At 69.1% G+C, this 24,459-nt stretch carries 24 protein-coding genes; 9 read left to right on the forward strand and 15 right to left on the reverse strand.

Annotated elements, in window-relative coordinates; translation table 11 throughout:
• Positions 1 to 9: 9 nt before the first annotated feature.
• From ACTOWL_RS03530 to ACTOWL_RS03575, 10 genes are all read right to left on the reverse strand, one after another.
• Complete coding sequence (locus ACTOWL_RS03530; RefSeq protein WP_441319805.1) at positions 10 to 477, reverse strand: acyl-CoA thioesterase; 468 nt, start codon at positions 475 to 477, stop codon at positions 10 to 12.
• A 219-nt stretch (positions 478 to 696) separates the two neighbouring features.
• Positions 697 to 1,626 (reverse strand): histone deacetylase family protein, encoded by a 930-nt coding sequence (locus tag ACTOWL_RS03535; protein ID WP_441319806.1) that lies wholly within the window; start codon positions 1,624 to 1,626, stop codon positions 697 to 699.
• 3 nt (positions 1,627 to 1,629) lie between these two features.
• Complete coding sequence (locus tag ACTOWL_RS03540; protein ID WP_342241687.1) at positions 1,630 to 1,860, reverse strand: sulfurtransferase TusA family protein; 231 nt, start codon at positions 1,858 to 1,860, stop codon at positions 1,630 to 1,632.
• A 47-nt stretch (positions 1,861 to 1,907) separates the two neighbouring features.
• Positions 1,908 to 2,276: a DUF423 domain-containing protein gene (locus ACTOWL_RS03545; RefSeq protein WP_441319807.1), complete on the reverse strand. Its 369-nt coding sequence runs from the start codon at positions 2,274 to 2,276 to the stop codon at positions 1,908 to 1,910.
• Between the two features lie 70 nt (positions 2,277 to 2,346).
• Positions 2,347 to 3,351, reverse strand: coding sequence for a 4-hydroxyproline epimerase (locus tag ACTOWL_RS03550; RefSeq protein ID WP_441319808.1), 1,005 nt, complete (start codon positions 3,349 to 3,351; stop codon positions 2,347 to 2,349).
• A 7-nt stretch (positions 3,352 to 3,358) separates the two neighbouring features.
• Positions 3,359 to 4,582, reverse strand: coding sequence for an NAD(P)/FAD-dependent oxidoreductase (locus tag ACTOWL_RS03555; RefSeq protein ID WP_441319809.1), 1,224 nt, complete (start codon positions 4,580 to 4,582; stop codon positions 3,359 to 3,361).
• Between the two features lies 1 nt (position 4,583).
• On the reverse strand, positions 4,584 to 5,345 hold the full coding sequence (locus tag ACTOWL_RS03560) for a GntR family transcriptional regulator (protein ID WP_441319810.1): 762 nt from the start codon (positions 5,343 to 5,345) through the stop codon (positions 4,584 to 4,586).
• A gap of 75 nt (positions 5,346 to 5,420) precedes the next feature.
• Positions 5,421 to 5,795: a helix-turn-helix domain-containing protein gene (locus tag ACTOWL_RS03565; RefSeq protein WP_441319811.1), complete on the reverse strand. Its 375-nt coding sequence runs from the start codon at positions 5,793 to 5,795 to the stop codon at positions 5,421 to 5,423.
• A complete protein-coding gene (locus ACTOWL_RS03570; protein ID WP_441319812.1) occupies positions 5,795 to 6,091 on the reverse strand; it encodes a type II toxin-antitoxin system HigB family toxin in 297 nt (98 codons plus the stop codon). The genes ACTOWL_RS03565 and ACTOWL_RS03570 overlap by 1 nt, the downstream gene beginning before the upstream one ends.
• Before the next feature lie 216 nt (positions 6,092 to 6,307).
• Positions 6,308 to 7,024, reverse strand: a complete 717-nt coding sequence (locus ACTOWL_RS03575) for a TetR/AcrR family transcriptional regulator (RefSeq protein WP_441319813.1) — start codon at positions 7,022 to 7,024, stop codon at positions 6,308 to 6,310.
• A 134-nt stretch (positions 7,025 to 7,158) separates the two neighbouring features.
• On the opposite strand from ACTOWL_RS03575, the gene ACTOWL_RS03580 reads away from it, so the two are divergent.
• From ACTOWL_RS03580 to ACTOWL_RS03590, 3 genes are all read left to right on the forward strand, one after another.
• Positions 7,159 to 9,195 carry a glycoside hydrolase family 3 N-terminal domain-containing protein gene (locus ACTOWL_RS03580; protein WP_441319814.1) on the forward strand — a complete coding sequence of 679 codons (2,037 nt, stop codon included), beginning with the start codon at positions 7,159 to 7,161 and terminating at the stop codon, positions 9,193 to 9,195.
• Between the two features lie 158 nt (positions 9,196 to 9,353).
• Positions 9,354 to 10,466 carry an HNH endonuclease gene (locus ACTOWL_RS03585; RefSeq protein WP_441319815.1) on the forward strand — a complete coding sequence of 371 codons (1,113 nt, stop codon included), beginning with the start codon at positions 9,354 to 9,356 and terminating at the stop codon, positions 10,464 to 10,466.
• A gap of 323 nt (positions 10,467 to 10,789) precedes the next feature.
• Positions 10,790 to 12,316: an amidohydrolase family protein gene (locus tag ACTOWL_RS03590; RefSeq protein ID WP_441319816.1), complete on the forward strand. Its 1,527-nt coding sequence runs from the start codon at positions 10,790 to 10,792 to the stop codon at positions 12,314 to 12,316.
• A 4-nt stretch (positions 12,317 to 12,320) separates the two neighbouring features.
• Here ACTOWL_RS03590 and modC read toward each other — a convergent pair whose 3' ends face one another.
• The 5 genes from modC to ACTOWL_RS03615 form a co-directional block, all read right to left on the reverse strand.
• The gene (gene modC / locus ACTOWL_RS03595) at positions 12,321 to 13,445 is read right to left on the reverse strand and encodes a molybdenum ABC transporter ATP-binding protein (protein WP_441319817.1); all 1,125 of its coding nucleotides are present in this window, start codon (positions 13,443 to 13,445) and stop codon (positions 12,321 to 12,323) included.
• Complete coding sequence (modB, locus tag ACTOWL_RS03600; protein WP_441319818.1) at positions 13,442 to 14,134, reverse strand: molybdate ABC transporter permease subunit; 693 nt, start codon at positions 14,132 to 14,134, stop codon at positions 13,442 to 13,444. The genes modC and modB overlap by 4 nt, the downstream gene beginning before the upstream one ends.
• A gap of 143 nt (positions 14,135 to 14,277) precedes the next feature.
• Positions 14,278 to 15,069 carry a molybdate ABC transporter substrate-binding protein gene (gene modA, locus ACTOWL_RS03605; protein ID WP_441319819.1) on the reverse strand — a complete coding sequence of 264 codons (792 nt, stop codon included), beginning with the start codon at positions 15,067 to 15,069 and terminating at the stop codon, positions 14,278 to 14,280.
• 108 nt (positions 15,070 to 15,177) lie between these two features.
• Entirely contained in the window at positions 15,178 to 15,957 is a 780-nt protein-coding gene (locus ACTOWL_RS03610) for a TIGR00730 family Rossman fold protein (RefSeq protein WP_441319820.1), read from the reverse strand.
• Between the two features lie 78 nt (positions 15,958 to 16,035).
• Positions 16,036 to 17,004, reverse strand: coding sequence for a glycosyltransferase (locus tag ACTOWL_RS03615; RefSeq protein ID WP_441319821.1), 969 nt, complete (start codon positions 17,002 to 17,004; stop codon positions 16,036 to 16,038).
• A 522-nt stretch (positions 17,005 to 17,526) separates the two neighbouring features.
• Between ACTOWL_RS03615 and ACTOWL_RS03620 the strand changes: the two genes are divergently transcribed.
• From ACTOWL_RS03620 to ACTOWL_RS03645, 6 genes are all read left to right on the forward strand, one after another.
• Positions 17,527 to 18,441 carry a hypothetical protein gene (locus tag ACTOWL_RS03620; protein ID WP_441319822.1) on the forward strand — a complete coding sequence of 305 codons (915 nt, stop codon included), beginning with the start codon at positions 17,527 to 17,529 and terminating at the stop codon, positions 18,439 to 18,441.
• Positions 18,438 to 19,814, forward strand: coding sequence for a hypothetical protein (locus ACTOWL_RS03625; protein WP_441319823.1), 1,377 nt, complete (start codon positions 18,438 to 18,440; stop codon positions 19,812 to 19,814). The genes ACTOWL_RS03620 and ACTOWL_RS03625 overlap by 4 nt, the downstream gene beginning before the upstream one ends.
• A 104-nt stretch (positions 19,815 to 19,918) precedes the next feature.
• A complete protein-coding gene (locus tag ACTOWL_RS03630) occupies positions 19,919 to 20,740 on the forward strand; it encodes a class I SAM-dependent methyltransferase (protein ID WP_441319824.1) in 822 nt (273 codons plus the stop codon).
• A 46-nt stretch (positions 20,741 to 20,786) separates the two neighbouring features.
• Entirely contained in the window at positions 20,787 to 21,779 is a 993-nt protein-coding gene (gene galE, locus ACTOWL_RS03635; protein WP_441319825.1) for a UDP-glucose 4-epimerase GalE, read from the forward strand.
• Between the two features lie 149 nt (positions 21,780 to 21,928).
• On the forward strand, positions 21,929 to 23,365 hold the full coding sequence (locus ACTOWL_RS03640) for an oligosaccharide flippase family protein (protein WP_441319826.1): 1,437 nt from the start codon (positions 21,929 to 21,931) through the stop codon (positions 23,363 to 23,365).
• A gap of 148 nt (positions 23,366 to 23,513) precedes the next feature.
• Positions 23,514 to 24,458, forward strand: coding sequence for a polysaccharide pyruvyl transferase family protein (locus ACTOWL_RS03645; protein ID WP_441319827.1), 945 nt, complete (start codon positions 23,514 to 23,516; stop codon positions 24,456 to 24,458).
• Position 24,459 lies beyond the last annotated feature (1 nt).

Raw genomic sequence — 24,459 nt, forward strand, 5'->3', positions numbered from 1 at the left:
GGCCGTCCTTCAGGCAGCTCGGGCGTCGGCCCGGCGGATGGCTCGCGGCGTGCCGGCCTCGTCGAGGGCGACGAAGGTGAACTCGGCGGAGGTCACCCTCATCCGCTCGCCCAGGCCGGAGCGCAGCACCCAGACCTCGATGTGCAGGGTGATGGACGTGCGGCCGATCCGGGCGACCTCGGCGTAGCAGCAGACGGCGTCGCCGACCTTGACCGGATGGATGAAGGCCATGTCGGTGGCCGCTATGGTGACCACTCGGCCTTGGGCGTGCTTCATCGCCGTCATGGCGCCGGCCTCGTCCATCAGCGACATGATCCAGCCGCCGAAGATGTCGCCGGACGGGTTGGCGTGCGCCGGCATCGCCAGGGCGCGGGCGGCGAGCTCCCCGCGCGGAACGGTTTCGTCCGGGGTGATCTCATCCGGCGCCGGGGCGGCGGTCAGGTAGTCGGCTTCGGGCGTGGTGTAGGGCCACATCATGAACCTCGAGGGTGATGCGGCGTTTCCTTCCGGTCGCTCAAGTCATGCTGCGACGCAGCATATGTCGAGTCAATTGCATGACGCATAAATGGTTTATAAATGCTGCATTGCAATATGGGATATTCGTAGGTTGGGTTCGCGTGCGAACCCAACACCATGCCGCCGAGACAAGCGTTGGGTTCGCTTGCGCGAACCCAACCTACAAAGGTGGCCTGTTGCTCAGCCGGTCATCAGCATGTTGACATGGGCGGCGGTGGACAGGGCCAGCGCGCGCAAATCGTAGCCGCCTTCCAGCGTGGAGACGACGCGGCCGCCGCAATGCCGATCGGCCAGGCGCATCAGCTCCAGCGTCGCCCAGGCGAAATCGACCTCGTGCAGCTCGAGATTGGCCAGCGGGTCGCGAGCATGGGCGTCGAAGCCGGCGGAGATCAGCAGCAGCTCCGGCGCGAAGGCGTCGACCGCGGGCAGCACGATCCGCTCCATCGCCCGGCGGAACTCGACGCCGCCCGACATCGGCGGCAGCGGCGCGTTGAGGATGTTGCCGGCCACCCCGGTCTCGTCCTCGGAGCCGGTGCCGGGATACAGCGGCGACTGGTGGGTCGAGGCGTAGAACAGGTCGGGCTCGGACCAGAAGATGTCCTGGGTGCCGTTGCCGTGATGGACGTCGAAATCGACCACCGCGATCCGGCCAAGCCCATGCGCCATCCGGGCGTGCATGGCGGCGATGGCGACGCTGTTGAACAGGCAGAAGCCCATGGCCCGCGCCGTCTCGGCATGGTGCCCGGGCGGCCGCACGGCGCAGAAGGCGTTGCGCGCCTCGCCCGCCAGCACCGCGTCGACCGCGGCGCAGCCGGCCCCGGCGGCGCGCAGAGCGGCGGCGCCGGATCCGGGCGACAGCACGGTGTCGGCGTCGATCGGCTGCAGCCCGCTTTCCGGCACCGCGGCCAGCAGGCGGCGGACGAAGGCGTCGGGATGGGCGCGGGCGATCTGCTCGATCGTCGCCTCCGGCGCCTCGCGCCGCTGCAGCAGGGCGAAGGATTCGTCCTCCAGCGCCGTCAGCACCGCCCGCAGCCGGTCCGGCCGCTCGGGATGGCCGGGGCCGGTGTCGTGGCCGATGCAGGCCGGGTGGGTGAAGAGCAGCGTGTCCATGCCCTATCCTGCCTTGCGGATGCTGTAGCGGGTGACACCGTCGGCCTCGTCGGCGACCGCGACCAGGACGTGGCCGGTGGCGTCGCAGAAGGCCGGGAAGTCCTTGCGCGCCGCGGCGTCGGTGGCCAGCACGTCCAGCACCTGGCCCGGCGCCAGCCCCTGCAGCGCCTTGCGCGCCTTCAGGACCGGCATCGGGCAGATCAGGTCGCGCGCATCGAGGTCGAGGTCCGCCATGAATCAGACCCTAGCGCGGGCGGCGGCCGGGGCCAACGCCTCGCGCCTCAGCTTTCCGCCAGGCGGAAGGCGGCCAGCACGGCGAGGCCCCAGCCCAGGATCATCAGCACCCCGCCGATCGGGGTGATGGCGCCGAACCAGCGCGGCGCGCCGAAGGCCATCAGGTACAGGGTGCCGGAGAAGATCACGGCGCCGACCAGGAAGGCCCATCCGGCCCAGCGCAGCGATCCCGGCGCGCCCAGCAGGGCCAGGGCCAGCAGGGCGACGGCATGGACCAGCTGGTACTGCGCCCCGGTGTGCACCCAGCCCAGCCGCTCCGGCGCCGCCGTGGCCATGCCGTGCGCGGCGAAGGCGCCCATCGCCACCGCCACCATGCCGTGCAGCCCGCCCCCGATCAGCAGCACCCGGTCGATCATCCCCGCCCTCCCGCGACTCGTCCGATGGACACCATAGCGGCGGCAGGCCCCCCTTCACATGACCCTGGCGTCACATGACCGTAAAGCCGCGGACGAAGGGGTCGCGGTCGTCGAGGAAGATGGTGTTGTAGCCGGTCAGCCAGGCCTGGCCGGCGATCGACGGGATGATCGCGTCAAAGGGCCCGACCTTGGCCGTGCCCTCGACCCGGCCGTGGAACAGGCTGCCGATGATGCTCTCATGCACGAAGGCGTCGCCGGGCTTGAGCTCGCCGCGCGCCGCCAGCTGGGCCATGCGGGCCGAGGTGCCCGTGCCGCAGGGCGACCGGTCGATCGCCTTCTCGCCGTAGAACACGGCGTTGCGGGCATGCGCCTCCGGATGCTTCGGCCGGCCGGTCCACTGCACATGGCGCAGGCCGCGGATGGTCGGGTCCTCCGGATGCACCATGTCGGCGCGCTCGTTCACCACCTGGCGGACGATCGGCGACAGGCGCTGGATCTCGCCGGCCGACAGCGCCTCCAGGTCGGCATAGCCCGGCTGCGGCTCGATGATGGCGTAGAAGTTGCCGCCATAGGCGATGTCGGCCACCAGCGGGCCGAAGCCCGGCAGCTCGAACGCCAGCTTCTCCCGGTAGAGGAAGGACGGGACGTTGCGGATGCGCACCGAGGTGACGTGGCCGGCGGCATCCTGCTCGTACTCGGCGTCGACGATGCCGGCCGGCACCTCCAGCCGCAGCTTGCCCGGCTGCTTCGGCCGCACCAGCCCTTCCTCGACCATCACCGTCACCGTGCCGATGGTGCCGTGGCCGCACATCGGCAGGCAGCCGGAGGTCTCGATGAACAGGATGGCGGCGTCGGCATCGTCGCGGGTCGGGGCGTAGAGGATCGACCCCGACATCACGTCATGGCCGCGCGGCTCGAACATCAGCCCGGTGCGGATCCAGTCATATTCGGCGATGAAGGCCTGGCGCTTCTCGCTCATCGTCGCGCCCTGCAGCGGCGGGGCGCCGCCGGCGACGACGCGGACCGGGTTGCCGCAGGTGTGGGCGTCGATGCAGAAGAAGCTGCTCTTGGTCATGGCACTCTCACTGGAAGCGGTCGATGCCGAAGGGGGCGGGGGCCGGGGTGCCGGACAGCAGGCCGGCGGCGAGGCGGGCGGTGGTGGCCGACAGGGTCAGGCCGAGATGGCCGTGGCCGAAGGCGAAGACGATGCGCGGGTCGCGCGGATGCGGCCCGATCACCGGCAGGCTGTCGGGGGTGGAGGGGCGGCGGCCCATCCATTCCGTGCCGCCGGTCTCCGGGATCGCCGGCAGATAGCGTCGGGCCTTGCGCCGGAGCGCCCGGGCGCGGTCCAGGTTGGCCGGGGCGTCCACCGACGCCAGCTCCACCGCCCCGCCGATGCGCAGCCCGTCGGACAGCGGTGAGGCGACGAAGCCGTGATCGGCGAACACCACCGGCATCGGCAGGCGCAGCGGCGCCTCCGGGATGGTGGTGTTGTAGCCGCGCTCGGTCTCCAGCGGCACCTTGAGGCCGAGGCCGCGGACGATCTCGCGCGACCACACGCCGGCGGAGACCACGACCTGGTCGAAGGCGCGGGACGTGCCGTCGGCCAGCCGGACGGCGATGCCGTCGGGGCCGGGCTCGACCGCTGCCACCCCGCCCGTGACCAGCCGGTCGCCCAGGCTGCGGCGCAGGCCCTGCAGCACGCCGAGCGGGCTGTCGACCATCCAATAGGCCCGGCACAGCACGGCACGGGCGAAGTCGCCGGTCAGGTCCGGCACCAAAGCGCGGGCCTGGTCCGGCGTCAGCGGTTCGAAGTCGTAACCGCCCAGGCGGCGGCGCAGCTCCCATTCCGGCAGGGCGGCGCGGAAGCTGGCCTCGGTGTCGTAGATGTCGATCGCTCCGGTCTGGCGCAGATGGCCCGTCAGGCCGGCGCGGCGGGCCAGCTCGTGATGGTCGTCCAGCGCCCCGCGCATCAGCCCGCCCAGCGCCGCGGTCGACCGCTCGACCTGCTCGGCCCTGGCCGCGGCCAGGAAGCGCAGCAGCCAGGGGGTCAGCGCCGGCAGGTCGCGCCAGCGCAGGGCCAGGGGGCCCAGCGGGTCCATCATCCAGCGCGGCACCGATTTCAGCACGCCGGGCCGGGCCAGCGGCGTAATCTCGGGGAAGGCCAGCAGGCCGGCATTGCCGGCGGAGGCGTGGCGGTCCTCCGGCCGGCGCTCATAGACCGTGACCTCGTGCCCGCCGGCCGCCAACCAGACCCCGGTCGCACAGCCGATCACGCCCCCGCCGATGATGGCGATGCCGGCCATCTCAGGCCGGCAGCGCGGGCTGGGCGGGCTCGGTCGCGGGGCCTAGGGCGACGTCGCCGGCCACGCCGCTGGCCAGGAAGCCCTGGATCTGCCGCACCACCTGCCCGGCATGGGCGCGGGCCAGGCTGTCGGCGCGGTCGGCGTCGCGCTCGGTGATGGCCTGGATGATGGCCTCGTGCTCGGCCACGAACTCGGCCGGCAGGTGGTCGTCAAAGGAGGCGTAGTAGATCCGGTTCAGGCGTCGGCCCTCGTCCAGCAGCCGGCCGAACAGCTCGGTGTAGTAGCGGTTGCGGCCGGCGCGGGCGATCGCCAGGTGGAAGTCGCGGTTGGCGTCGGCCATGCCGATCGCATCGGCCGCCGCCACCGCCCGGCCGAAGCCGGCCTGATGGAGGCGGATCTCGTCCAGGTCTTTCGCCGTGCGGCGCAAGGCGGCCAGCCGGGTGGTGACGCGGTGCATCAGGGTCAGCGCGTCGAAATGGGCGGGCAGGGTGGAGAAGTCGATCGGCGCGACGATGGTGTTGCGGTTCGGCAGGGTGGCGACCAGCCCGTCGGCGACCAGCCGCACCAGCGCCTCGCGGATCGGCGTGCGCGACAGGCCGAAGCGCTCGGCGATGCGGGTCTCGTCCAGCGCCGAGCCGGGGGCCAGCACCAGGTCGAGGATGTCGTGCTTCAGCGCCTCATAGACCTTGGCGACGCCGCCGCCGCGGGCGCGGGTCTCGCCGGCCTCGGCGCTCTTGTCCTTTGGTTTCGCCGCTCGCGCCAAGGGCGTGTCCTTCCCCGCAACTCCGTCGGAGTCGGATGATAGGCGAGTGGGATGCAGTTTGTCGACAAACCTCGGTCATGTGCCGGTATGATAGGGGACGATGAGCGCCTCGGCGGGGATCTTCCATTCCTTGTGCAGGCGCCACGCCATGTCGATCGTCAGCGGGCGCTTGCGGTTCAGGATCTCCGAGGCGCGCGACCGCGAACCGAGCAGCCGGGCGAGATCAGCTTGCCGGAAACCGCCTGTTTCCATCCGGTAGCGGATGGCGTCGATCGGATCGACCGGCTCGATCGGCCAGTGCCTCGTCTCGTAGTCCTCGATCAGGGCGGCGAGGACGTCGAAGCGATCCCCGTCCGGCGTGCCGGGCTCGGGCTGGGCCTCGAAATACCGGGCGATCTCGCCGAGCGCCCAGTCGTAGTCGTCTTCGGTGCGGATCGGACGGATGTCCATCACACGGTCTCCGGGTCGATCTTGTCGTAATCCTTGTGCGTCCCGACGAATTTGATCAGCACGCGGCGGAACGGGTAGGCGACGTGGACGATGAGCCGATAGCGGTTTCCAGAGATGTCGAAGATCAAGCGGTTGTCGCCGAGGAAATCGACGGTCGCCCCGAACATGGCCTTCACGTCGGCGGGGCCGGCCCATTCCGCCTTGCTGACCAGCGTGAACCAGTTGCGCAGCGGCCCTTCCGATTGGGGATGGATCTCCCAGAACTGCTTCAGCGTCCGCTTCGCGATGATCTGCATGGGGCATCGTAAGGCGACCCCGATTCGGGATCGATCGTGACGTTCCCAACATGGGAACGTCTCTGACTGTTGTCAAGAAAAAGGGCGGCGGAAGAACCGCCGCCCCGAAAGGCTGGGCCGCGGGCCGGGCTTGGGACGGACCGGCACGCAACCTGGGAGGCTGTCGGGGAGTCCCCGATGCCCGAATCGATATATCCCATGGAATATATCGTGTGGTCAACCGTCCGGCCCGAAGCCGCCCGGCCGGGCCTGGATGCTCTCCTCCAGGCGCCGGACATAGGCGTCGAAGCCCGCGGCCAGGTCGACATCCTCCGGGTCGCGCAGCCACTGGATCTGCAGCCCGTCCATCATCGCGATCAGCTCATAGGCGAGCTGCTGCGGGTCGAGGTCCGGGCGCAGCTCCCCCGCGTCGATGCCGGCCTGGAACGCGGCCTGCATGAAGGACAGCAGATAGGCCGAGCGCCGGCGGAAGAAGGGCTGTGCCGGATGGCCGTCGATCAGGCTCTCGCCGTTGAGGATGGCGAAGACCTGGACCAGGTTCCGCTTGCCGGCGTTGTGGCGCGCCACCCGGCGGGCGTCGTCCAGCACCCGCCGCCAGGTCAGCCCTTCCGGGGAGAGCAGCCTTCCGGACTTCGGGTCGCGTCCCTCCGCCTCGGCGGCGAGCAGGCGCCCGGTCTCGTGGTCGCGCTCCTCCATCGCCGCCAGCAGCAGCGACATCTTGCTTGGGAAATGGTGCAGCAGCCCGGGCAGGGTCAGGCCCGCCCTCTCGGCGATCGAGGCGATCGAGGTCCCGGCATAGCCGCCCTGGGCGAACATCTCCATGGCCGCGTCCAGGATCTGCTGGCGCCGGCGCTGCCCCTTGGGCGACCGCCGGGTCCTCGGGCCATCGGGCTGTGCGGCCGGACCGGCGGCCGCGGGAGTCTTCGAACGCATCCCGCTCTCTAGCACGGCCGCGCCGCCTTGCGGAGCGCCGCGCGCAGATCCGGCTTGGTAAACTTACCGAGTGATTGGTAGGTTTAACGAAACGGGTTTCCCAGAATCAGTAACCCACCAGAGGGGGAGAGAAGATGCCCTTGTCACGGACCTGGCCTGCCGTCGCCGCGCTCGGCCTCGGCGGATGGCTGGCGACCGGTTCGGCGCTCGCCGACGCGGCGCCGAGCCTGGAATCGAGGTCGGCGCCGATCCTGGCGGAGCGGGGGTTCCCGTACCGGGACCTGAACCGCAACGGCCGGCTGGATCCCTATGAGGACCGCCGCCTGCCGGCCGCGCTGCGGGCGCAGGACCTGGTCCGGCGCATGACGCTGGAGGAGAAGGCCGGCGCCATGATCCACGCCACGGCGGCGTCGACGGCCACCGGCGACGGCTGGACCGAGGAGTCGCTGCAGGCGCTGGTCGCGGGCAACCATGTCGGCGCCATGATCAGCCGCCTCTCCGGCACCGCACAGGCCCAGGCCCATGCCGCCAACCGGGCCCAGGAGATCGCCGAATCGACCCGGCTGGGCATCCCGCTGGTCATCAGCTCGGACCCGCGCCACCACTTCCAGTATGTCTACGGGGCCAGCGTCGCGAGCACGGCCTTCTCGCAATGGCCCGAGACGACGGGCCTGGCCGCGGTCGGCGATTCCGGCCTGCTGCGCCGCTTCGGCGACATCGCCCGGCAGGAGTACCGGGCGATCGGCCTGCAGGAGACCCTGTCGCCGCAGGCCGACCTGTCCACCGAGCCGCGCTGGCCGCGCATCAACGGCACCTTCGGCGAGGATCCGCAGCTGGCCCGCCGCATGGTCGACGCCTATGTCAGCGGCTTCCAGAACGGCGGGCGCGGCCTGAACCCCGGCAGCGTCGTCACCGTGGTCAAGCACTGGGTCGGTTACGGCGCCGCGGTGGACGGGTTCGACGCGCACAACTATTACGGCCAGGACCTGACCTTCCCGGCCGGGCGCTTCGGCGACCATGTGATCCCGTTCCTCGGCGCCTTCGCCGCCAATGCGGCCGGGATCATGCCGACCTATGCGGTGCCGCCGCAGGGCCTGACCCTGTTCGGCCGGCAGCTGGAGCGGGTCGGCGCCGGCTTCAGCAGGCAACTGCTGACCGACCTGCTGCGCCGGCGCTTCGGCTTCGACGGCGTGATCCTCAGCGACTGGGCGATCACCGCGGATTGCGACGTCCATTGCCGCGACGGCTGGCCGGACGGGCAGGCGCCGGGCTTCGCCGGCTTCGGCACCTCCTGGGGGGTGGAAGACCTCACCGTGCAGCAGCGCTTCGTCAAGGCGATCGACGCCGGCATCGACCAGTTCGGCGGCAGTGGCGACGACCCGGCGCCGATCGTCCAGGCGGTGCGCGCCGGCCAGCTGAGCGAGCGGCGGCTGGACCAGTCGGTGGCCCGGATCCTGCTGCAGAAGTTCCGGCTCGGCCTGTTCGAGACCCCCTATGTCGACGCGGCGGCGGCCGGGCGCATCGCCGGCAACGCCCGCTTCGCGGCCGAGGGGCGTGCGGCGCAGCAGGCCTCGCTGGTGCTGCTGGAGAACCGTCCCGCTGCCCGGGGGCCGCTGGTGGCGGCGGCGGATGGCAGCGCCTGGCGGCCCGGGCCGAACCGCCGTCCGATCCTGCCGCTGAGCCCGTCGATGCGGCGGGTCTGGCTGCATGGCGTGGACGCGGCGACGGTGCGGGCGCATGGCTTCACCGTGGTCGCCGATCCGCGCCAGGCCGACTTCGCCCTGGTGCGGGCGGCGGCGCCGTTCGAGACGCTGCACCCGAACTACACCTTCGGCAGCCGGCAGCATGAGGGGCGGCTGGACTTCCGCGACGGCGACGCCGATTACGAGGCGATCAAGCGGGCTGCGGCGGCGGTGCCGACCATCGTCACGGTCTATCTGGACCGGCCGGCGATCCTGACCGATGTGCGCGATCGGGCGACGGCGCTGATCGGCAATTTCGGCATCACCGACGACGCTTTGCTCGACGTGCTGCAGGGCAAAGCGCGGCCGCGCGGCCGGCTGCCCTTCGAGCTGCCGTCGTCGATGGCCGCCGTGCTGGCCCAGGCCTCGGACGCGCCCTATGACAGCCGGGCGCCGCTGTACCGCTTCGGCGCCGGGCTGAGCTACTGACCGCCGACCGGGAGCCCCCCGGCCGCCGCGCGGGGGGCTCCTTTCTGGTGCTTAGCAGATGGCTGGCCGGAGCGACGGCATCCGCCCATACTGGGGCCGCGGACACTGGCGCCCGGCCATGAATGCCGGTCGAGACGGTGCCGGGGAGGATGCGTGACATGAGCGAGATCGAGGGGCTTCGCCCCTGCCTGTTGGCGCCGATTCCGGAACTGAGCGAAGCCGTCGACCTGCTGAGCCAAGCTGTGGACGGCTTGCTTGCGGGCGACGAAGATCTCGCCCGCGACCGTATCCGCCGCGCGGACGTGCCCGTGATCCATGCCTGGGCGTCGCGGATTATGGGAAGCGTCGATGACGAGATCCACCGGTATCGGCCAGCGGCGGGCCTGGCCGCGCCTGTCACGCGAGTGGTGCAGCGAATGCCGGGGATTTCGGCCCAGGCCGCGATCTACGCGCGTGACGGATATCGCTGCCGGTTCTGCGGCTGTCGGGTTGTGCTGCCGACGGTGCGGCCGGCCATGACGGCGAGGCTTCCGGACTCCATTCGCTGGGGCAGCACCAATGTCGAGCGCCACGCGGCCTTCTTCGCCCTGACCGCGACGATCGATCACCTAGTGCCTCATGCCAAGGGCGGCGGCAACGATCCGGAGAACCTGCTGACGACCTGCCAGGCCTGCAACTTTGGGAGAAGCGATTGGCTGATCGAGGAGGTCGGGCTGATCGACCCGAGGGGCCGGCCACCGATCATCGATGACTGGGACGGGCTGATGCGGCTCACTGTCCCGAAGCGTCGCTCGGCAAGGCCAGGAAGCGCAATCCCGACCGACCAAGCCGAGCATGTCGCTGTGGCATCAACGCCGTCTCCGGCGACAGAAGGGCACGCCGGATGGTTCTCCGACATGGATCGGGCCCTGGGAACACCCTCCATGCGGTTGCTCGCCCTGCTGGAGGACTGCCGAGAACTCCAGGTTTCCTGGACGCTCGGCAAGGTGCTGCTGGTCAAGGTGAGCATGGGTGATCGGATGCTCGACGTCTTCGGCATCGAGCCGGACGGCGATGTCCAGATTCCGTGGTCGATCGGCGACGAGAAGGACCGGTTCCGTGGCTTCGCCGCGATTCTCGCCGCCGCGATCCCTGGAGCCATCGCCTACGAGACCCCAAGGATGTGGCGGGTCGGCCGTCGAGGGGGGCGGATCAGTGTTCTCGACATCCTGGATGCGTCCGATGCAGTCCGGGCGGCGCTGCGGGAGTTGAACGAGGCCCTGAGAACCTGACTGTCCCGCCTGTCAGGCCGGGGCTTCGCCCGCGGCGCGGCGGATCTCGCCTGGGCGGATGCCGTGGCGGCCTGCACCCGTGCTGCGCCGCCATGCCGCTGCGCGCCGGGCCGTCTTCCGGTTGACGGCCGTCCTCCTCTATGGGTCCAATGTCCTAGCACCGCCGTGCGGGACAGACGCGCGACGGTCGGACGCGGAGCGGCCCGTCACGGACCTCCGCCGGCCGCTCGTCGACGGCTATCCCGCCCGGGCCCGGCACGGCATCCCGCGGATCCGCGCCGGATCGACTGGCCCCGAGACCCGTCCCGACACCGGAGGACATCATGGGCTTTCTGACCGAGGAGGAGATCGCCGAGTTGGTGCCGTCGGAACTGCTGCCGCACCGGACGCCGATCCCGACGCAGATCGTTTCCAGCGACGAGTACACGCCGCCGCCGCAGAGCGAGCGGCAGAAGGAGGTCGAGGCCCGCCTCCTGGCCATGGCCGACGAGCTCGGCGGCCGCCAGGGCCTGTCACGCCGGGCCTTCTTCCAGAGCGCGGCCGGCATGGCGGCCGGCTTCGTGGCGCTCAACGAGACCTTCGGCGCCGTCTTCGACGCCAGCCGCGCCGAGGCCGCTACCCCCGACATGGCGGGGGAGCGCGCGGCCGCGCTGAAGGACCAGTTCATCATGGACATGCACACGCATTTCCTGCGCGACGACACCCGGCTGGAGAACTTCGTCCGGTCGCGCGAGGCGGTCGGCAAGGCGGGCTGGAACCCGGCCCTGGTCGGCAAGCCGCAGACGCTCGAGGACCTCAAGTTCAACAACTACTTCAAGGAGATCTATCTCGACAGCGACACCAAGATCGCGCTGATCTCGAGCTCGCCGTCGGAGATCCCGCGCGACTGGTTCCTGACCAACGAGATGATGATCGACGCGCGCGACCGGGTGAACCGGGAGGCGGGGGCGCGGCGCATGTTCGCCCATGCGATCTTCACGCCCGGATGGGACGGCTGGCTGGACCATCTCGAAGGGTCGCTGCAGCGCAAGCCGGAATCGATCAAGGGCTATACGGTCGGCGACAACACCAACAAGGACGAGGCGCGGCATCCCTGGTTCATGGATGACGAGGCCGTCACCTACAAGGCCTACGAGCTGTGCGTGAAACACGGCATCAAGAATGTCTGCGTGCACAAGGGCCTGTTTCCGCGGGCGACGGCCGAGCGCTACCCGCACCTGCTGGCCCATGCCGATGTGCACGATGTCGGCAAGGCGGCGAAGGACTGGCCGCAGCTGAACTTCATCATTTACCACGCCGGCTACCGCCATGCCGCCGGCGGCCGGGCCGAGGATGGCTGGCGGGAGTTCGCGGAGACCGGGCGGGTGTCCTGGGTCAGCGACCTTGCCGAGATCCCGGAAAAATTCGGCGTCCGCAACGTCTATGCCGATGTCGGCCAGCTCTTCGCCCAGAGCGTCGTGGCCGAGCCGCGGCTGGCGGCGGCGCTGATGGGCATCCTGGGCCGCGGCCTGGGCTATGACCGCGTGGTCTGGGGCACCGACGCGGTGTGGACCGGGTCGCCGCAATGGCAGATCGAGGCGCTGCGCCGGCTGGAGATCCCGGAGGACATGCAGCGGCAATACGGCTTCACGCCGCTCGGCGCCGCTGCCGACGGCCCGGTGAAGACCGCGATCTTCGGCGGCACCAACGCCAGGCTCTATGATGTCGATATCGGCCGGCGCAGCGACATCGGCCCGGACCGCGACCGCTTCGCCCTGATCAAGGAGGAGTATGAGCGGCAGGGGCCGGCGCGCTCGAACCTGCGCTACGGCTACGTGTCCGGCGCCGTCGACTGGTCAGCCTTCGCCTGACGCCTCACCCGCCCTCGAGATCGGCATCGGCGCCGTTCGGGCCGCGCAGGGCGCCGCCGACCGTGTGGCTGTCGAAGGCGACGCTCTTGATCACCGCATGCACCGGCCGGCCGGGCGCCAGCGCCAGCGCCTCGACCGAGCGCCGGGTCAGCCGGGCCAAGAGCCCGTCGCCGGCGCAGTCCAGGCGGATCTCGGCGGTCGGGCCGTCACCGGCCGTGATCGCCAGCACCGTCGCCGGCAGCACGTTCAGCGCGCTCAGATGGTCCGGGGCGCGGGTCGCCAGCATCACGTCGCGGGCGCGGATGCGGATGCGCACCGGGCTGCCGGGCGGCAGCTCGACCCGCGGCACGGTCAGGAAGCCGGCGGTGACGCGCAGCCGGGTCAGCTGGTAGCGGTCGTCATGGTCCTCGACCACCGCCTCCAGCACGGCGCCGGCCTCGGCCCGCGGGAACAGGTCGGCCCGGCCCATCACCTCGGCCACCGGGCCGGCGGCGGCGACCCGGCCCTCGGCCAGCACCACCAGGGTGGCGGCCAGCCGCGTCACCTCGCCGAGGGCGTGGCTGACATAGACGATCGGGATCCGCGCCTCGTCGCGCAGCCGCTCGACATAAGGCAGGATCTCGACCTTGCGCGCCTCGTCCAGCGAGGCCAGCGGCTCGTCCATCAAGAGCAGGCGCGGGCTGGACAGGAGCGCCCGGCCGATCGCCACCCGCTGCTTCTCGCCGCCCGACAACAGCGCCGGCCGGCGGTCGAGCAGCGGGCCGATGCCGAGCAACTCGACGACGCGGCCGAACTCGGTGCCGCGCTCGGCCTTCGGCGTGAACCAGCGGCCGTACAGCAGGTTCTGCCGCACCGTCAGATGCGGGAACAGCCGCCCCTCCTGGAAGACATAGCCGATGCGGCGGCGATGCGGCGGCAGGAAGACGCGGCGTTCGGTGTCGAGCAGCGGCCGGCCGTCGACCACCACCCTTCCGTGCTGCGGCCGCACCAGCCCGGCGATGACGTTGACCACCGAGGTCTTGCCGGCGCCGGAGCGGCCGAACAGCGCGGTCAGCCGGCCCTCGCTGTGGAAGCCGATGTCCAGGGCGAAATCGCCCTGGCGGTGGCGGATCTCGACCTCGAGGCTCATGCCGCGTGCACCCGCACGCCGGCGCGCCGGGCCATCACCTCGGAGGCGAGGAGGGCGGCCATGGCGATGACGACCGAGACCAGGGTCAGGCGCAGCGCGCCGATGTCGCCGCCCGGCACCTGGGTGAAGGTGTAGATCGCCGAGGGCAGGGTCTGGGTCTGGCCGGGGATGTTGGAGACGAAGGTGATGGTGGCGCCGAACTCGCCCATCGCCTTGGCGAAGGCCAGGATGGCGCCGGCGATCACGCCCGGCAGGATCAGCGGCAGGGTGACGGTCAGGAACACCCAGACCGGCGAGGCGCCGAGCGTGCCGGCCGCGGCCTCCAGCCGGCGATCCACCGCCTCGATCGACAGGCGGATGGCGCGGACCATCAGCGGGAAGCCCATCACCCCGGCCGCCAGCGCGGCGCCGGTCCAGCGGAACGAGAAGACGATGCCGACCTGCGCCAGGACGGAGCCGATCGGCCCCATCTTGCCGAACAGCAGCAGCAGGATGTAGCCGGTGACCACCGGCGGCAGCACCAGCGGCAGGTGGACCACGCCGTTCAGGATCGACTTGCCCCAGAACCGGCCGCGCGCCAGGGCCAGCGCCACCAGCACGCCGAGCGGCAGGCTGACCACCATGGCCCAGAGCGACACCTTCAGGCTCAAGAGGATCGCGGTCAGCTCGTCGGGGGTAAAGTCGAACACGTATGCCTTCTCAAAGACCTCAGCCGAACGCTGTCATTGCCGGGCTTGACCCGGCAATCCAGGGGCCATCAAGAACGGTTCTGGCGGCCCCTGGATCCTCGGGTCAAGCCCGAGGATGACAGCTCAAAGCAGGGACCTTCCGTTTACTGCGCCACCACCGCAAACCCCTGCTTCTCGAACAGCGGCTTGGCGGCGGCCGATTTCAGGTAGTCGACGAAGGCCTGGGCCTCGGGCTTGTTGCTGCTGGCCAGCACCGCCACCGGATACAGGATCGGAGGGTGGCTGTCGGCCGGGAAGATGCCGATGACCTTGACTCCTGTGTCGGCCGCGGCGTCGGTCTGGTAGACGATGCCGAGCGGGGCCTCGCCGCGCGACACCAGCGCCAGGGTGGCGCGGACATTCTCGGCCTGGGCGACCTTGTCCTTCACCGAAGCCCAGACGCCGAGCGTCTCCAGCGCCGCCTGGCCGTATTTGCCGGCCGGCACCGCCTTGACGTCGGCCATGGCCAGGTGGCCGTCGCCCAGCGCCTTGGCCAGCTCGAAATTCGGGGCGATGGTCAGCTGCACCGTCGAATCCTTCGGCGCCACCAGCACGATGCGGTTGCCCAGCAGGGTCGCCTGCGTCTCCGGCTTGATCAGCTTGCGGTCGGCCAGATACGTCATCCAGTCGAGATCGGCCGAGATGAAGACGTCGGCCGGGGCCCCGGCCTCGATCTGCTTCGCCAGCGCCGAGCTGGCGGCGTAGGAGATCGTCGCCTTGTGCTTGGCATCGGCCTGCCACTGGGTGTTGATCGAGTCCAGCGCGTCCTTCAGGCTGGCGGCGGCGAAGACGGTGATGTCCTGCGCCCGGGCGCCGGCGGGTGCGCCGAAGGCCGTGGCCGCCCCAAGCGCCCCGGCCAGGAGCGCGCCGAGCCAGCCGCGTCGTGTGATCCGCATCGTCCTGTTCCCCGTTCCCGATTGCCGGCCGGTTGCCGGCCTGTCGGGCGCGATCTTACAGCGTCGCTATATCCGGGCAAACATTTCGCTAAAGGCCGCAGGCGGGTGTCACGACCGGCGCTTCAGCCCCTGCTCGGCCAGGATCGACCAGATCCCCTCGGCGCTGTCGGCGAAGTGGAACAGCTGCAGGTCGCGGGCGTCGATCATGCCGTGCTCGACCAGCGCGTCGAAGCCGATCACGGCACGCCAATAGGCCTGGTCGAACAGCACGACCGGCAGGGCCGAGGAGGACTTGCCGGTCTGGCGCAGGGTCAGGAGCTCGAACAGCTCGTCGAAGGTGCCGAAGCCGCCGGGGAACACCACCAGCGCATTGGCCCGCATCGCCAGGTGCATCTTGCGCATGGCGAAATAGTGGAAGCGGAAGGTCAGGGCCGGGGTGGACCAGGCGTTCGGCTCCTGCTCGTGCGGCAGGGTGATGTTGTAGCCGATGGTCGGCGCGCCGGCTTCGGCCGCGCCGCGGTTCGCCGCCTCCATGATGCCGGGGCCGCCGCCGGTGGCGATGACGTTGTCGCGCAGGCCGCCATGGTCGGTCAGGGCGCCGCCGCGCTCGGACGCGATGCGGCCGAATTCGCGCGCCTGGGCGTACCAATGGGCGTGGCGGCCGGGCCCGTCCTCGGTGGCGCGGGCGCTGCCGAAGACGACGATGGTCGAGCGCACACCCCAGGCCCGCAGCGACTCCTCGGCCTTGGCGTATTCCAGCATCAGGCGCACGCCGCGCGTGGAATCGCCGAGCAGGAAGTCCTGGTCGAGCTCCGGCAGGCGGTAGGAGGGCGACACGATCTGCGCCGCATTGGGACGGGTCGGACGGTCGGAGGCTGGCTTGCTCATCGCCCCTCTAAAGCAGATCGCGGGCCGGCCGGGAAGGGGGGCCTATGCCACACCCGTGCGGCGGCGTCCCCGCGCCCGTCAGGCCCAGTAGCGCCGGTTCAGGCTGATCCGGCGCTTCAGCGGGCGCGGGATTCGCGCCTCGCGGCGGCCGCAATGATAGGCGGCCAGCTTGATCGCGCTGCGCAGGATGGCGGACGGGATCGCCATCGGCTGGTGCCGGGCCAGGTGGCGCAGCTCCGACTGCACGAAGCGCTTGCCTTCGCCCCCGGCCTTGCCGAAGCGCTCCAGCAGCCAGGGGGCGCGGGCGTGCATCACGCCGACATCGAAATAGCGGCGGAACTCCTCGCCCAGGCCGTAGCAATGCGAATGATGCACCTGGGCGTCGGCGACATAGGCCTTGGCCCAGCCCGACAGCAGCATCCGGCCGGTCACCGCCGCGTCCTCGCCGAAGATGGTGCCGGAGGGGAAGCCGCCGACCATCTCCAGCGCCCGCCGGCGATAGGCGGCGAAGGAGTTGGAGCAGAAGCTCGCCTTGATCCCGGCTGCCGCGGCATCCTGCGGCCGCAGAACGAGGCTCTCGGGCGGGTAGTTGAACAGCCGGGCATGGGCCTCGATCGCCCCGGCGCCGAGATGCGGCAGTTGCCGGCCATAGGCGACGCCGACCTCGGGGTCGGCGAAGGCGGCGACGATCCGGGCGACGGTCTCGCCGTCCGCCGGCACCGCATCCTGGGTGAGGAAGACGACGACCTCGATCCGCGGCGACAGGCGGTTGACCGCGCGCTGGCGGGTGCCACCATGGTCGAACTGCGATTTCGGGATGACCACCACCTCGGCCCCGGCCGCCTGGAAGCGGGCCACCGTGTCGTCGGTCGAGCTGGAATCGATGACGAGGACGGACCGCGGCTGGAAGGACTGCATCTGCAGGGCCGGAAGCAGGGTGTCGAGATGCTTCGCCGCGTTCAGCGTCGGAATCACCAGCGCGACACGATCCTCGGCAATCTTCGGCCCGACCGCGGGCGCAGCCTTATCCGCATCCAAGGACATCATGCCCATCTCATCGTCTTGTGCAATGCAGCATTTGTACGGGAATTCGGCATCACAGGCCAGTCGCATTCATTCCTAGAAGAGGTTCGGAAGCATCCTGCTGTCGGCCGGGCGTCGCTTGACACGCCGAACCGACCCTAAACGCGCCAGATCCGATCTTGGTCCGGCGTCCCTGCTGCGGCACCGCACCGGTCAAGTCAACCTGCATTGGGGCGAGCCGGCGACAACATCCCCTCGACCAGCGCGATCTCATGCCGGACAAGCATCTGGCTGGCTGAAGCGGGCAAAATTGCGGCAGGATTAAGGTAATTCTTCCGCCTTTACTGGGTCGACTGGGGTCTCTTATTTTCGGGTGAAGTTTTGATCTGGCCGTATAGACATCGTTAGAGGCGTGAGGCAATATCCCGCCGCCGCCGAAGGATGCCTGACCGCCGACGCGTGGTGATCGAAGATGTACGACGCTGCAGCGCCCTGCGCTGCGCGTTTTCCGCAAACAGTCTGGACAACGGCCATCTGATGCGTTGGTTGAGCGCCCCCTTCCGCTGGTATCGTTCGCTCTATTTCGAACGTCCCTGGATGTTCATTCTCGTGACGCTGATCCTGTGCGAAGCCGCCGCCGTGGCCTTCATCCTGGTCAGCCCGAAGAAGTACACGGCATCGGCGATCATCATGCCGATCATCGCGGACAAGCCCGACCAGCGCCTGCTCGGCGGCGGCTCCAGCGACGGCGTCGCCAGCCTGCTGTTCGGCGGGCAGAAGGTGCCGCCGGAGTTCGACCGGTTCATGCAGACGCTGGCCAGCACCTCGCTGGCCGAACGCCTGCTGCAGGATCCTGAGTTCCTCCAGGCCTTCTTCGCCGGTGAATGGGATCCCGAGACCCGGAGCTGGGTGGCGCCGCGGGGGCCGGTCGCCTGGATCAAGGGGCAGGTGGAGAAGGCCGCCGGCCTGCCGCCCTACACCCCGCCCAGCGCCGACCGGATCCGGGACGCCATCCAGAACATCATCAACATGAAGTCCGGTGTTGCGAGCAACGCGCAGGTCCTCACCTACGATCACACCGACCCGCAGGCGGCGCTGTACGTGCTGCGCACCGTCATCAGCGACAACGACCAGATCAACCGGGAGCAGATCGCCAGCCAGATCTCGTCCCTGATGAGCCGCATCAACGCCCTGCTGTCCTCGACCACCGACCTGACCATGCGCGATACGCTGATCCCGCTGCTGGTCGAGCAGCGCCGCCGGCAGTTGGCGGTGCAGGGCGACACGCCCTTCGCCATCGACGTGATCGACCCGCCGACGGTGTCGGTCCAGCCGACCTCTCCCAAGCCGCTGCTGCTGCTGGTCATCATCGGCGTCTTTGCCATCTTTGCCGCCTCCTCCGCGCTGATCTTCCGCATCACCCTGCGCGGGCTCGGGGATCTGGCGAACGCCACGAAATGACCAGCGACGGCTATCTCTACACCTTCTCGTGGAGCCTGCCGGGCCTGTCCTGGATGGGTTTCGCCCTGTTCCTGGTCGGCACGACCAAGATGCTGTCGTTCTTCGTCTTTCCCAGCATCCGGAACGTGCCATTCATCCTGTCCATTCCCTTCGTCGTTATCGCGGTCGGCTGGGGCTCCTTCTGGTGGACGAACCAATACATCGCGGGGGAGGGGCTGAGCCAGGGCACCGCCGAATTCTTCCTCATGATCCTGGCGATCGGGTCGGCGATGACGTGCCTGTCGGCGGTCGCGACGGTCCGGGCGCTGGCCACCCCGCGCGGCTATGCGGTGTTCAACGGTCTTCTGGTCGATGACGTGACCCGGGGGGCCGGGCTGCTGCTGTCGATCTCGGCCATGCTCATGCTGGCCGTGGCGGCAGCCTCCATCAGCGCGTTCTACATGCTCACAGGCGTGGTACCGGCCTTTGCCGATAATCCGCTGGTCGCCAAGTATTTCGCCGGCGAATACACCGCCCGGACGGCACCCTATATGGCGCTGTTCCGGGGCGGCATGGTTCTGTACCAGGTCGGGACGTTGATCGGCATCCTGCTGCTGCCGGTGCGGGTCAATGTCGGGCGGATCATGATCTTCCTCCTGCTGGGCCTGCTGGCCTGCACCGCGGTGCTGGCGCTGCTGTCGCTCCGCCGGGGCGCCGCGGCCCAGCCGATCGTCGAAGGGCTGCTGATCCTGCTGCTGATCCGGGGTCGCCTCGGCTGGGTCATCGCCGGCGTGGCGACCTATGTGCTGGTCTTTACCTTCGGCTCCGCCGTCAACCAGATCCTGTTCTATATGCTGGGGCTGAGGACCGAGGTCGGGCTCGATGCGATCATCAAGGGGCTGTCGGACATCTATGACCTCTGGTGGTTCATGGACGCCTATGACAAGGCGGGACCGGACCCGACCATGGGCATGACGGTGTTCGGCGGGCTGGTGCCCTACGACTTCCAGTGGAATCCCGCCAACTACACGAAGTGGATCATCGGCGCGGACCCGAACACGGGGTCGGGCGGATTCCGGCTGCCGATGTCGGTCTGGGGCTACGACGCCTTCCGCTACCCCGGCATCGTCCTCTGGTCGGCGGTCGACGGGTTCACGGTGGTGGTCCAGGCCTTCCTGTTCCGGCTGGTTGTCGGGAAGGGAGGCAGCCGATATGTCCTGGCCATCAACATCATCACCTACAAAGTCGTTTTCCTGATCTGCAACAACCTGCTGCAATGGAGAATCGATGACGTTCTGATGATGATCATGTTCCTGATGCTCCGGCTGGCTCCGGCCATGACCCGGCTGCTGGGGCGCAGGCAGCCGAAGAGTATTGTGCCGCAAACGGGTTGAGGCGTGTGGGGGTCGCAAACACGCTTCGTCGATTGCCCTGGAAGGTGGGGGTTATGAGCATCAAGCAGACTATTAAGAACATTGTCCCAGCGCCGGTCTTTTCCGTGATCCGGGACGTTCCCTGGGCGATCCGGGACTTCGTCGACCGCGGGGCGCAGGATCAGGTGATGCCGCCGCTGCGCCTGATGCGCGACGGCCCGCGAGGACGGGAGGTCTGGACCCAGAACGGCCGGGAGGCGTTGCACTTCTACCGCGACGTGCTGCAGCTCGACCGCAGCGCCGTCATGCTGGACATCGGCAGCGGCATGGGGCGCAAGACGATTCCGCTGCTGTCCTATCTGGACGACACGGCCCGCTACATCGGCCTCGACATCGACCGGGACCAAGTGCGGTGGTGCAGCCGCAACATCACGCCGCGAAACTTCCGCTTCACCTTCATCCATGTCGACCTGTTCAACAAGTTCTACAACCATTCCGGCGCCATCCCGCCGTCCAAGTTCGTCCTGCCCTTCCCGGACAATTCCTTCGACGTCGTCTCGCTGTGGTCGGTCTTCACCCACATGTATCCGGACGACGTGGCGCATTACCTCGCCGAGATCGGCCGCGTGCTGCGCCCCGGCGGCCAATTGGCGGCGTCGTACTACCTGATCAACGACGACGCCCTGGCCGGCCTGAAGAACGGCACCATCGATCTCACCCTGTATCCAGGCGACCGCTACTGGACCAACAATCCGAACATCCCCGAGGACCTGACCGCGCTGGACGAGGCCTGGCTGCGCGGCGCCTATGCCGCGGCCGGCCTGACCATCGAGACCATCCTCCGCGGCGGCTGGACCGGCGCCAAGGTCGATCCGGAGCTGGTCAGCATGAACCGGCAGGACATCGTCGTGGCCCGGGCCGCGACGCCGGCGGGTGCCGCGGCCTGAGGCCGAGGACCGCTCCTGCCAGCCATCTTCCAGAGGTCGTAAACCGATGAGCAACAGCAGCCGCGTCGTCCTCGTCACCGGCGGGGCCGGCTATATCGGCAGCCATGCCTGCAAGGCGCTGGCGGCGGCCGGTTTCGCTCCGGTCGTGCTCGACAACCTGTCCCGCGGCCATCGCGACTTCGTCAAATGGGGCCCGCTGGAGCACGCCGATATCGGCGACGCCGCGGCGCTCGACCGGGTGATGGCGCGGCACCGGCCGGTGGCGATCCTGCATTTCGCGGCGTTGACCTATGTCGGCGAGTCGGTCGGCGATCCTGCGACCTACTACCGCAACAATGTCGCGGGATCGCTGTCCCTGCTCGAGGCGGCCCGGCGCCACGACGTCCGCCATCTCGTCTTCTCCAGCACCTGCGCCACCTATGGCCTGCCGGAGCGCATGCCGATCGTGGAGGACACGCCGCAGGCGCCGATCCACCCCTATGGCGCATCGAAGCTGATGATCGAGCGCATGCTGGGGGATTTCGCCGCGGCCTACGGCCTGCGCTGGACGGCGCTGCGCTACTTCAACGCCTGCGGCGCCGATCCCGACGGCGAGGTGGGGGAGCGGCACGACCCCGAGACCCATCTGATCCCGCTGACGCTGATGGCGGCGGCGGGCCGGCTGCCCCATATCCGGCTGCTCGGCAACGACTACCCGACCAAGGACGGCACCTGCGTCCGCGACTACATCCATGTCGCCGACCTGGCCGACGCCCATCTGCGCGCCCTGCGCTACCTGCTCGATGGTGGTGAGCCGCGGGCCTTCAACCTCGGCACCGGCACCGGCCACACCGTGCTCGACGTGATCCGGACGGCCGAGCGCGTCACCGGCCGGCCCATCCCGGTGGAGCTGGCGCCGCAGCGCTCCGGCGACGCGGCGGAGCTGGTGGCCGACCCCTCCCTCGCGGCATCGGTTCTCGGGTTCCGCCCTGCCTTCGACCTGGAGGAGTCGATCCGGACGGCCTGGAGGTGGTACCAAAGCGAGATCGGTGGGGCGTGACGGCCCGGCGATGCGGCCTCGTCGATGATCGTTTGACGATGCGGCCGGGACAGCAGACGACACGCCGTCTCCGGTCCGGCGAGCATGACCGGTGCGAGACCAGCTGAGCGGATCTGGGCGGATCAATGTCGAAAAGATTGGAAACCCGCATGATGCGGGCCGCGCCTTGGGCGGTCGCTGAGGCGGTCTCCAACGCATTGGCGGGCGTGGCCTCGATCTTCGTGGCGGGCTGGCTCCTGACGCCGGCCGATATCGGCCGCGCCGGCATCGTGATCGGTCTCGTCATGCTGCTCGGCCTGGCGACGGGGCTGGGAATCCAGGAATCCCTGATCCGCCATCGCTCGGTGCATGCCAGCGTCACCGATACCGCCTTCACCGGCCTGATGGCGTTGGGGGCCGCCGGCTTCGCCGTGTGCTGGGTGGTGGCCGCACCGATCGGCTGGTTCTTCGACGACCCGACACTGTTCTCCCTGCTCGGCGCGACCAGCTTCCTGCTGCTGCTCAACGCGGTCATGGCGGTGCCGACCGCGCTCCTCACCCGCAAGATGCGGGCGAATGTGCTGACCCGCCGGATGATGCTGTCGCGGATCTCGCAGGTGGTCGTCATCGGCGTCCTCGGCTGGCTCGGGGCCGGGGCCTGGGCCATGGTCGGCGGCGTGCTCATCTCCAATGCGCTGTCCGCCATCGTGCTGTGGCGGGCGATGCCGCGGGTGCCGCGGCTGCGGTTCGACTGGGGCGAGTTCCGCTCGCTGGCGTCCTTCGGCGGCTCGATGAGCATCGAATTGCTGCTGTGGCAGGGCACCACCCGCCTCTTCGCGCTGCAGGTCGGCTATTTTCACGGCGTCGTGGCTCTGGGGTACTTCCAGTTCGCCCAGCGGGTGGTGGAGGAAGCCGGAAACCTGATCCAGGCCAATGTCGTCCGTTTCGGCCTGTCGTTCTTCGCCGATCTCGACCGCAGCGACCGCAATGCGAACCGGGCGTTCCTGACGGGGACGAGCCTGATCACGCTCGCCGGCGGCGTCCTGTTCATCGGGGTGGCGCTGGTGGCGGGGGATCTCGTGCCGCTGATCTTCGGCGCCAGGTGGCAGCCCGCGGCCCCCCTGATGCAGATCTTTGCCGTGGCGGCGTTCTTCCCGCTGTCGCGGGCCCTGGCCGGCCCATTGCTGCGGGCCAAGGGGCATCAGAACGCCATGGTCCTGTACGGCCTCGTCGCCTGCGGGATCACGCTGGCCAGCGGCTTCGTCACGGCCGAGCAGGCGCTGGTCGTCGTGGTGCTTGGGTGGGCCGCCCGCAATCTGGTTTCGCTGCCCTGGAGCTACGTCATGGTGAGCCGCTACGGCCGAATCCCGGTCCGCGACCAGGTGGTATTCATAGCCCGTCCGCTCGCGCCGATGGCGGCGATGATCGCCGCGGTCCTGCTGACGCAGCATCTGCTTGCCGACGCGCCGGCCGTGCTTCGGCTGGTCTCGGCGATCCTGGTCGGCCTGATCACCGCCGCGATCACCGTGCCGCTGTTCAATTGGCGAATGATCAGCGAGCTGCGCCAACGGATCGGGCGCTTGCGGGGCGGCGGCGCCGGCGCGTGACGGGAGGGATGCGTCACGGCATTGCCATCTTTCTCGGCTCTATACTATAACCTCCGTCGAACTCCGGACGCGGCCTGCTGTATATCTCTCCGTTTGATCAATAGGGCGAGTCTCTCAAGCTCGGAAGGCGTGGTGCAAGATGCACGGCATGGATTATCTGAAGAACCGCCTTTCTGTCATTGATCAATATATAAAGCCCGGTAGTCGAATCCTATATATCGACTATCCACTGCACTTCAATGTTGGGGATCTTCTGATCCTCAAGGGGACTGAGGCATTCTTTGCGGATCGGCGGTACGACGTGACCCGGCGTTACTCGTATTTCGGCTTTCCGTGGCACGAGCGCAACTTCCCGGTGGTGCCGAAGGATGTCACGATCGTGCTGCATGGCGGCGGCAATTTCGGCGACATCTACTATCCGCACCAGCTTCTGCGGGAAAAGATCATCAACCATTATCGCGATCACCGGATCGTGATCTTTCCGCAGACCATGCATTTCAGCGAGCCGGCCCGGATGCGCCAAGCCGCCGAGGTCATGTCGCGGCACAAGGACCTGCACTTCCTGGCGCGGGACCAGCGGACCTACGACGTCTTCCGGAGCGAATTCTCGAACAACACCGAGCTGTGCCCGGACATGGCGCATTTCCTGTGGGGGAAGCTGCCGCGGAAGGCGCCCGGCGCCACCGGCGGCGGCACGATGTGGATGATGCGCCGGGACGAGGAGACGGTCGCCGTCCCCGAGATGTTCCGGGGCCAGATCGACCAGCCGCTCGACTGGTCGGACTTCACCACCCGTCAGGATCGGATGGTCAACCTGCTGACCCGCCGGACGGACCAGGTCAACGGGGTGACCGGCCGCAAGCTGGTTCCGGTCGAGCGCTTCTGGTACGGCTACACCGACCGCATGGTGGCGAAGTCGATCGACCGGATCCTGGCCTATGACCGGATCGTGACGTCGCGCATGCACGGCCACATCCTGGCCTGCCTGCTGGGCATGAAGACGGTCCTGCTCGACAATTCCTACGGCAAGAACTCGACCTATTTCGAGGCGTGGACCAGCCGCGTCGACGATTGCGAGCTGTTTGCGGCCTAGA

Origin of the sequence: Inquilinus sp. CA228, assembly GCF_052078665.1 — a bacterium.
Lineage (GTDB): Bacteria > Pseudomonadota > Alphaproteobacteria > DSM-16000 > Inquilinaceae > Inquilinus.

Coding starts and splice junctions, on each gene's coding strand:
- ACTOWL_RS03530 (WP_441319805.1), bottom strand. CDS start 477: ATGATGTGGCCCTACACCACGCCCGAAGCCGACTACCTGACCGCCGCC.
- ACTOWL_RS03535 (WP_441319806.1), bottom strand. CDS start 1,626: ATGGACACGCTGCTCTTCACCCACCCGGCCTGCATCGGCCACGACACC.
- ACTOWL_RS03540 (WP_342241687.1), bottom strand. CDS start 1,860: ATGGCGGACCTCGACCTCGATGCGCGCGACCTGATCTGCCCGATGCCG.
- ACTOWL_RS03545 (WP_441319807.1), bottom strand. CDS start 2,276: ATGATCGACCGGGTGCTGCTGATCGGGGGCGGGCTGCACGGCATGGTG.
- ACTOWL_RS03550 (WP_441319808.1), bottom strand. CDS start 3,351: ATGACCAAGAGCAGCTTCTTCTGCATCGACGCCCACACCTGCGGCAAC.
- ACTOWL_RS03555 (WP_441319809.1), bottom strand. CDS start 4,582: ATGGCCGGCATCGCCATCATCGGCGGGGGCGTGATCGGCTGTGCGACC.
- ACTOWL_RS03565 (WP_441319811.1), bottom strand. CDS start 5,795: ATGGACATCCGTCCGATCCGCACCGAAGACGACTACGACTGGGCGCTC.
- ACTOWL_RS03570 (WP_441319812.1), bottom strand. CDS start 6,091: ATGCAGATCATCGCGAAGCGGACGCTGAAGCAGTTCTGGGAGATCCAT.
- ACTOWL_RS03575 (WP_441319813.1), bottom strand. CDS start 7,024: ATGCGTTCGAAGACTCCCGCGGCCGCCGGTCCGGCCGCACAGCCCGAT.
- ACTOWL_RS03580 (WP_441319814.1), top strand. CDS start 7,159: ATGCCCTTGTCACGGACCTGGCCTGCCGTCGCCGCGCTCGGCCTCGGC.
- ACTOWL_RS03585 (WP_441319815.1), top strand. CDS start 9,354: ATGAGCGAGATCGAGGGGCTTCGCCCCTGCCTGTTGGCGCCGATTCCG.
- ACTOWL_RS03590 (WP_441319816.1), top strand. CDS start 10,790: ATGGGCTTTCTGACCGAGGAGGAGATCGCCGAGTTGGTGCCGTCGGAA.
- modC (WP_441319817.1), bottom strand. CDS start 13,445: ATGAGCCTCGAGGTCGAGATCCGCCACCGCCAGGGCGATTTCGCCCTG.
- modA (WP_441319819.1), bottom strand. CDS start 15,069: ATGCGGATCACACGACGCGGCTGGCTCGGCGCGCTCCTGGCCGGGGCG.
- ACTOWL_RS03610 (WP_441319820.1), bottom strand. CDS start 15,957: ATGAGCAAGCCAGCCTCCGACCGTCCGACCCGTCCCAATGCGGCGCAG.
- ACTOWL_RS03615 (WP_441319821.1), bottom strand. CDS start 17,004: ATGATGTCCTTGGATGCGGATAAGGCTGCGCCCGCGGTCGGGCCGAAG.
- ACTOWL_RS03625 (WP_441319823.1), top strand. CDS start 18,438: ATGACCAGCGACGGCTATCTCTACACCTTCTCGTGGAGCCTGCCGGGC.
- galE (WP_441319825.1), top strand. CDS start 20,787: ATGAGCAACAGCAGCCGCGTCGTCCTCGTCACCGGCGGGGCCGGCTAT.
- ACTOWL_RS03640 (WP_441319826.1), top strand. CDS start 21,929: ATGATGCGGGCCGCGCCTTGGGCGGTCGCTGAGGCGGTCTCCAACGCA.
- ACTOWL_RS03645 (WP_441319827.1), top strand. CDS start 23,514: ATGGATTATCTGAAGAACCGCCTTTCTGTCATTGATCAATATATAAAG.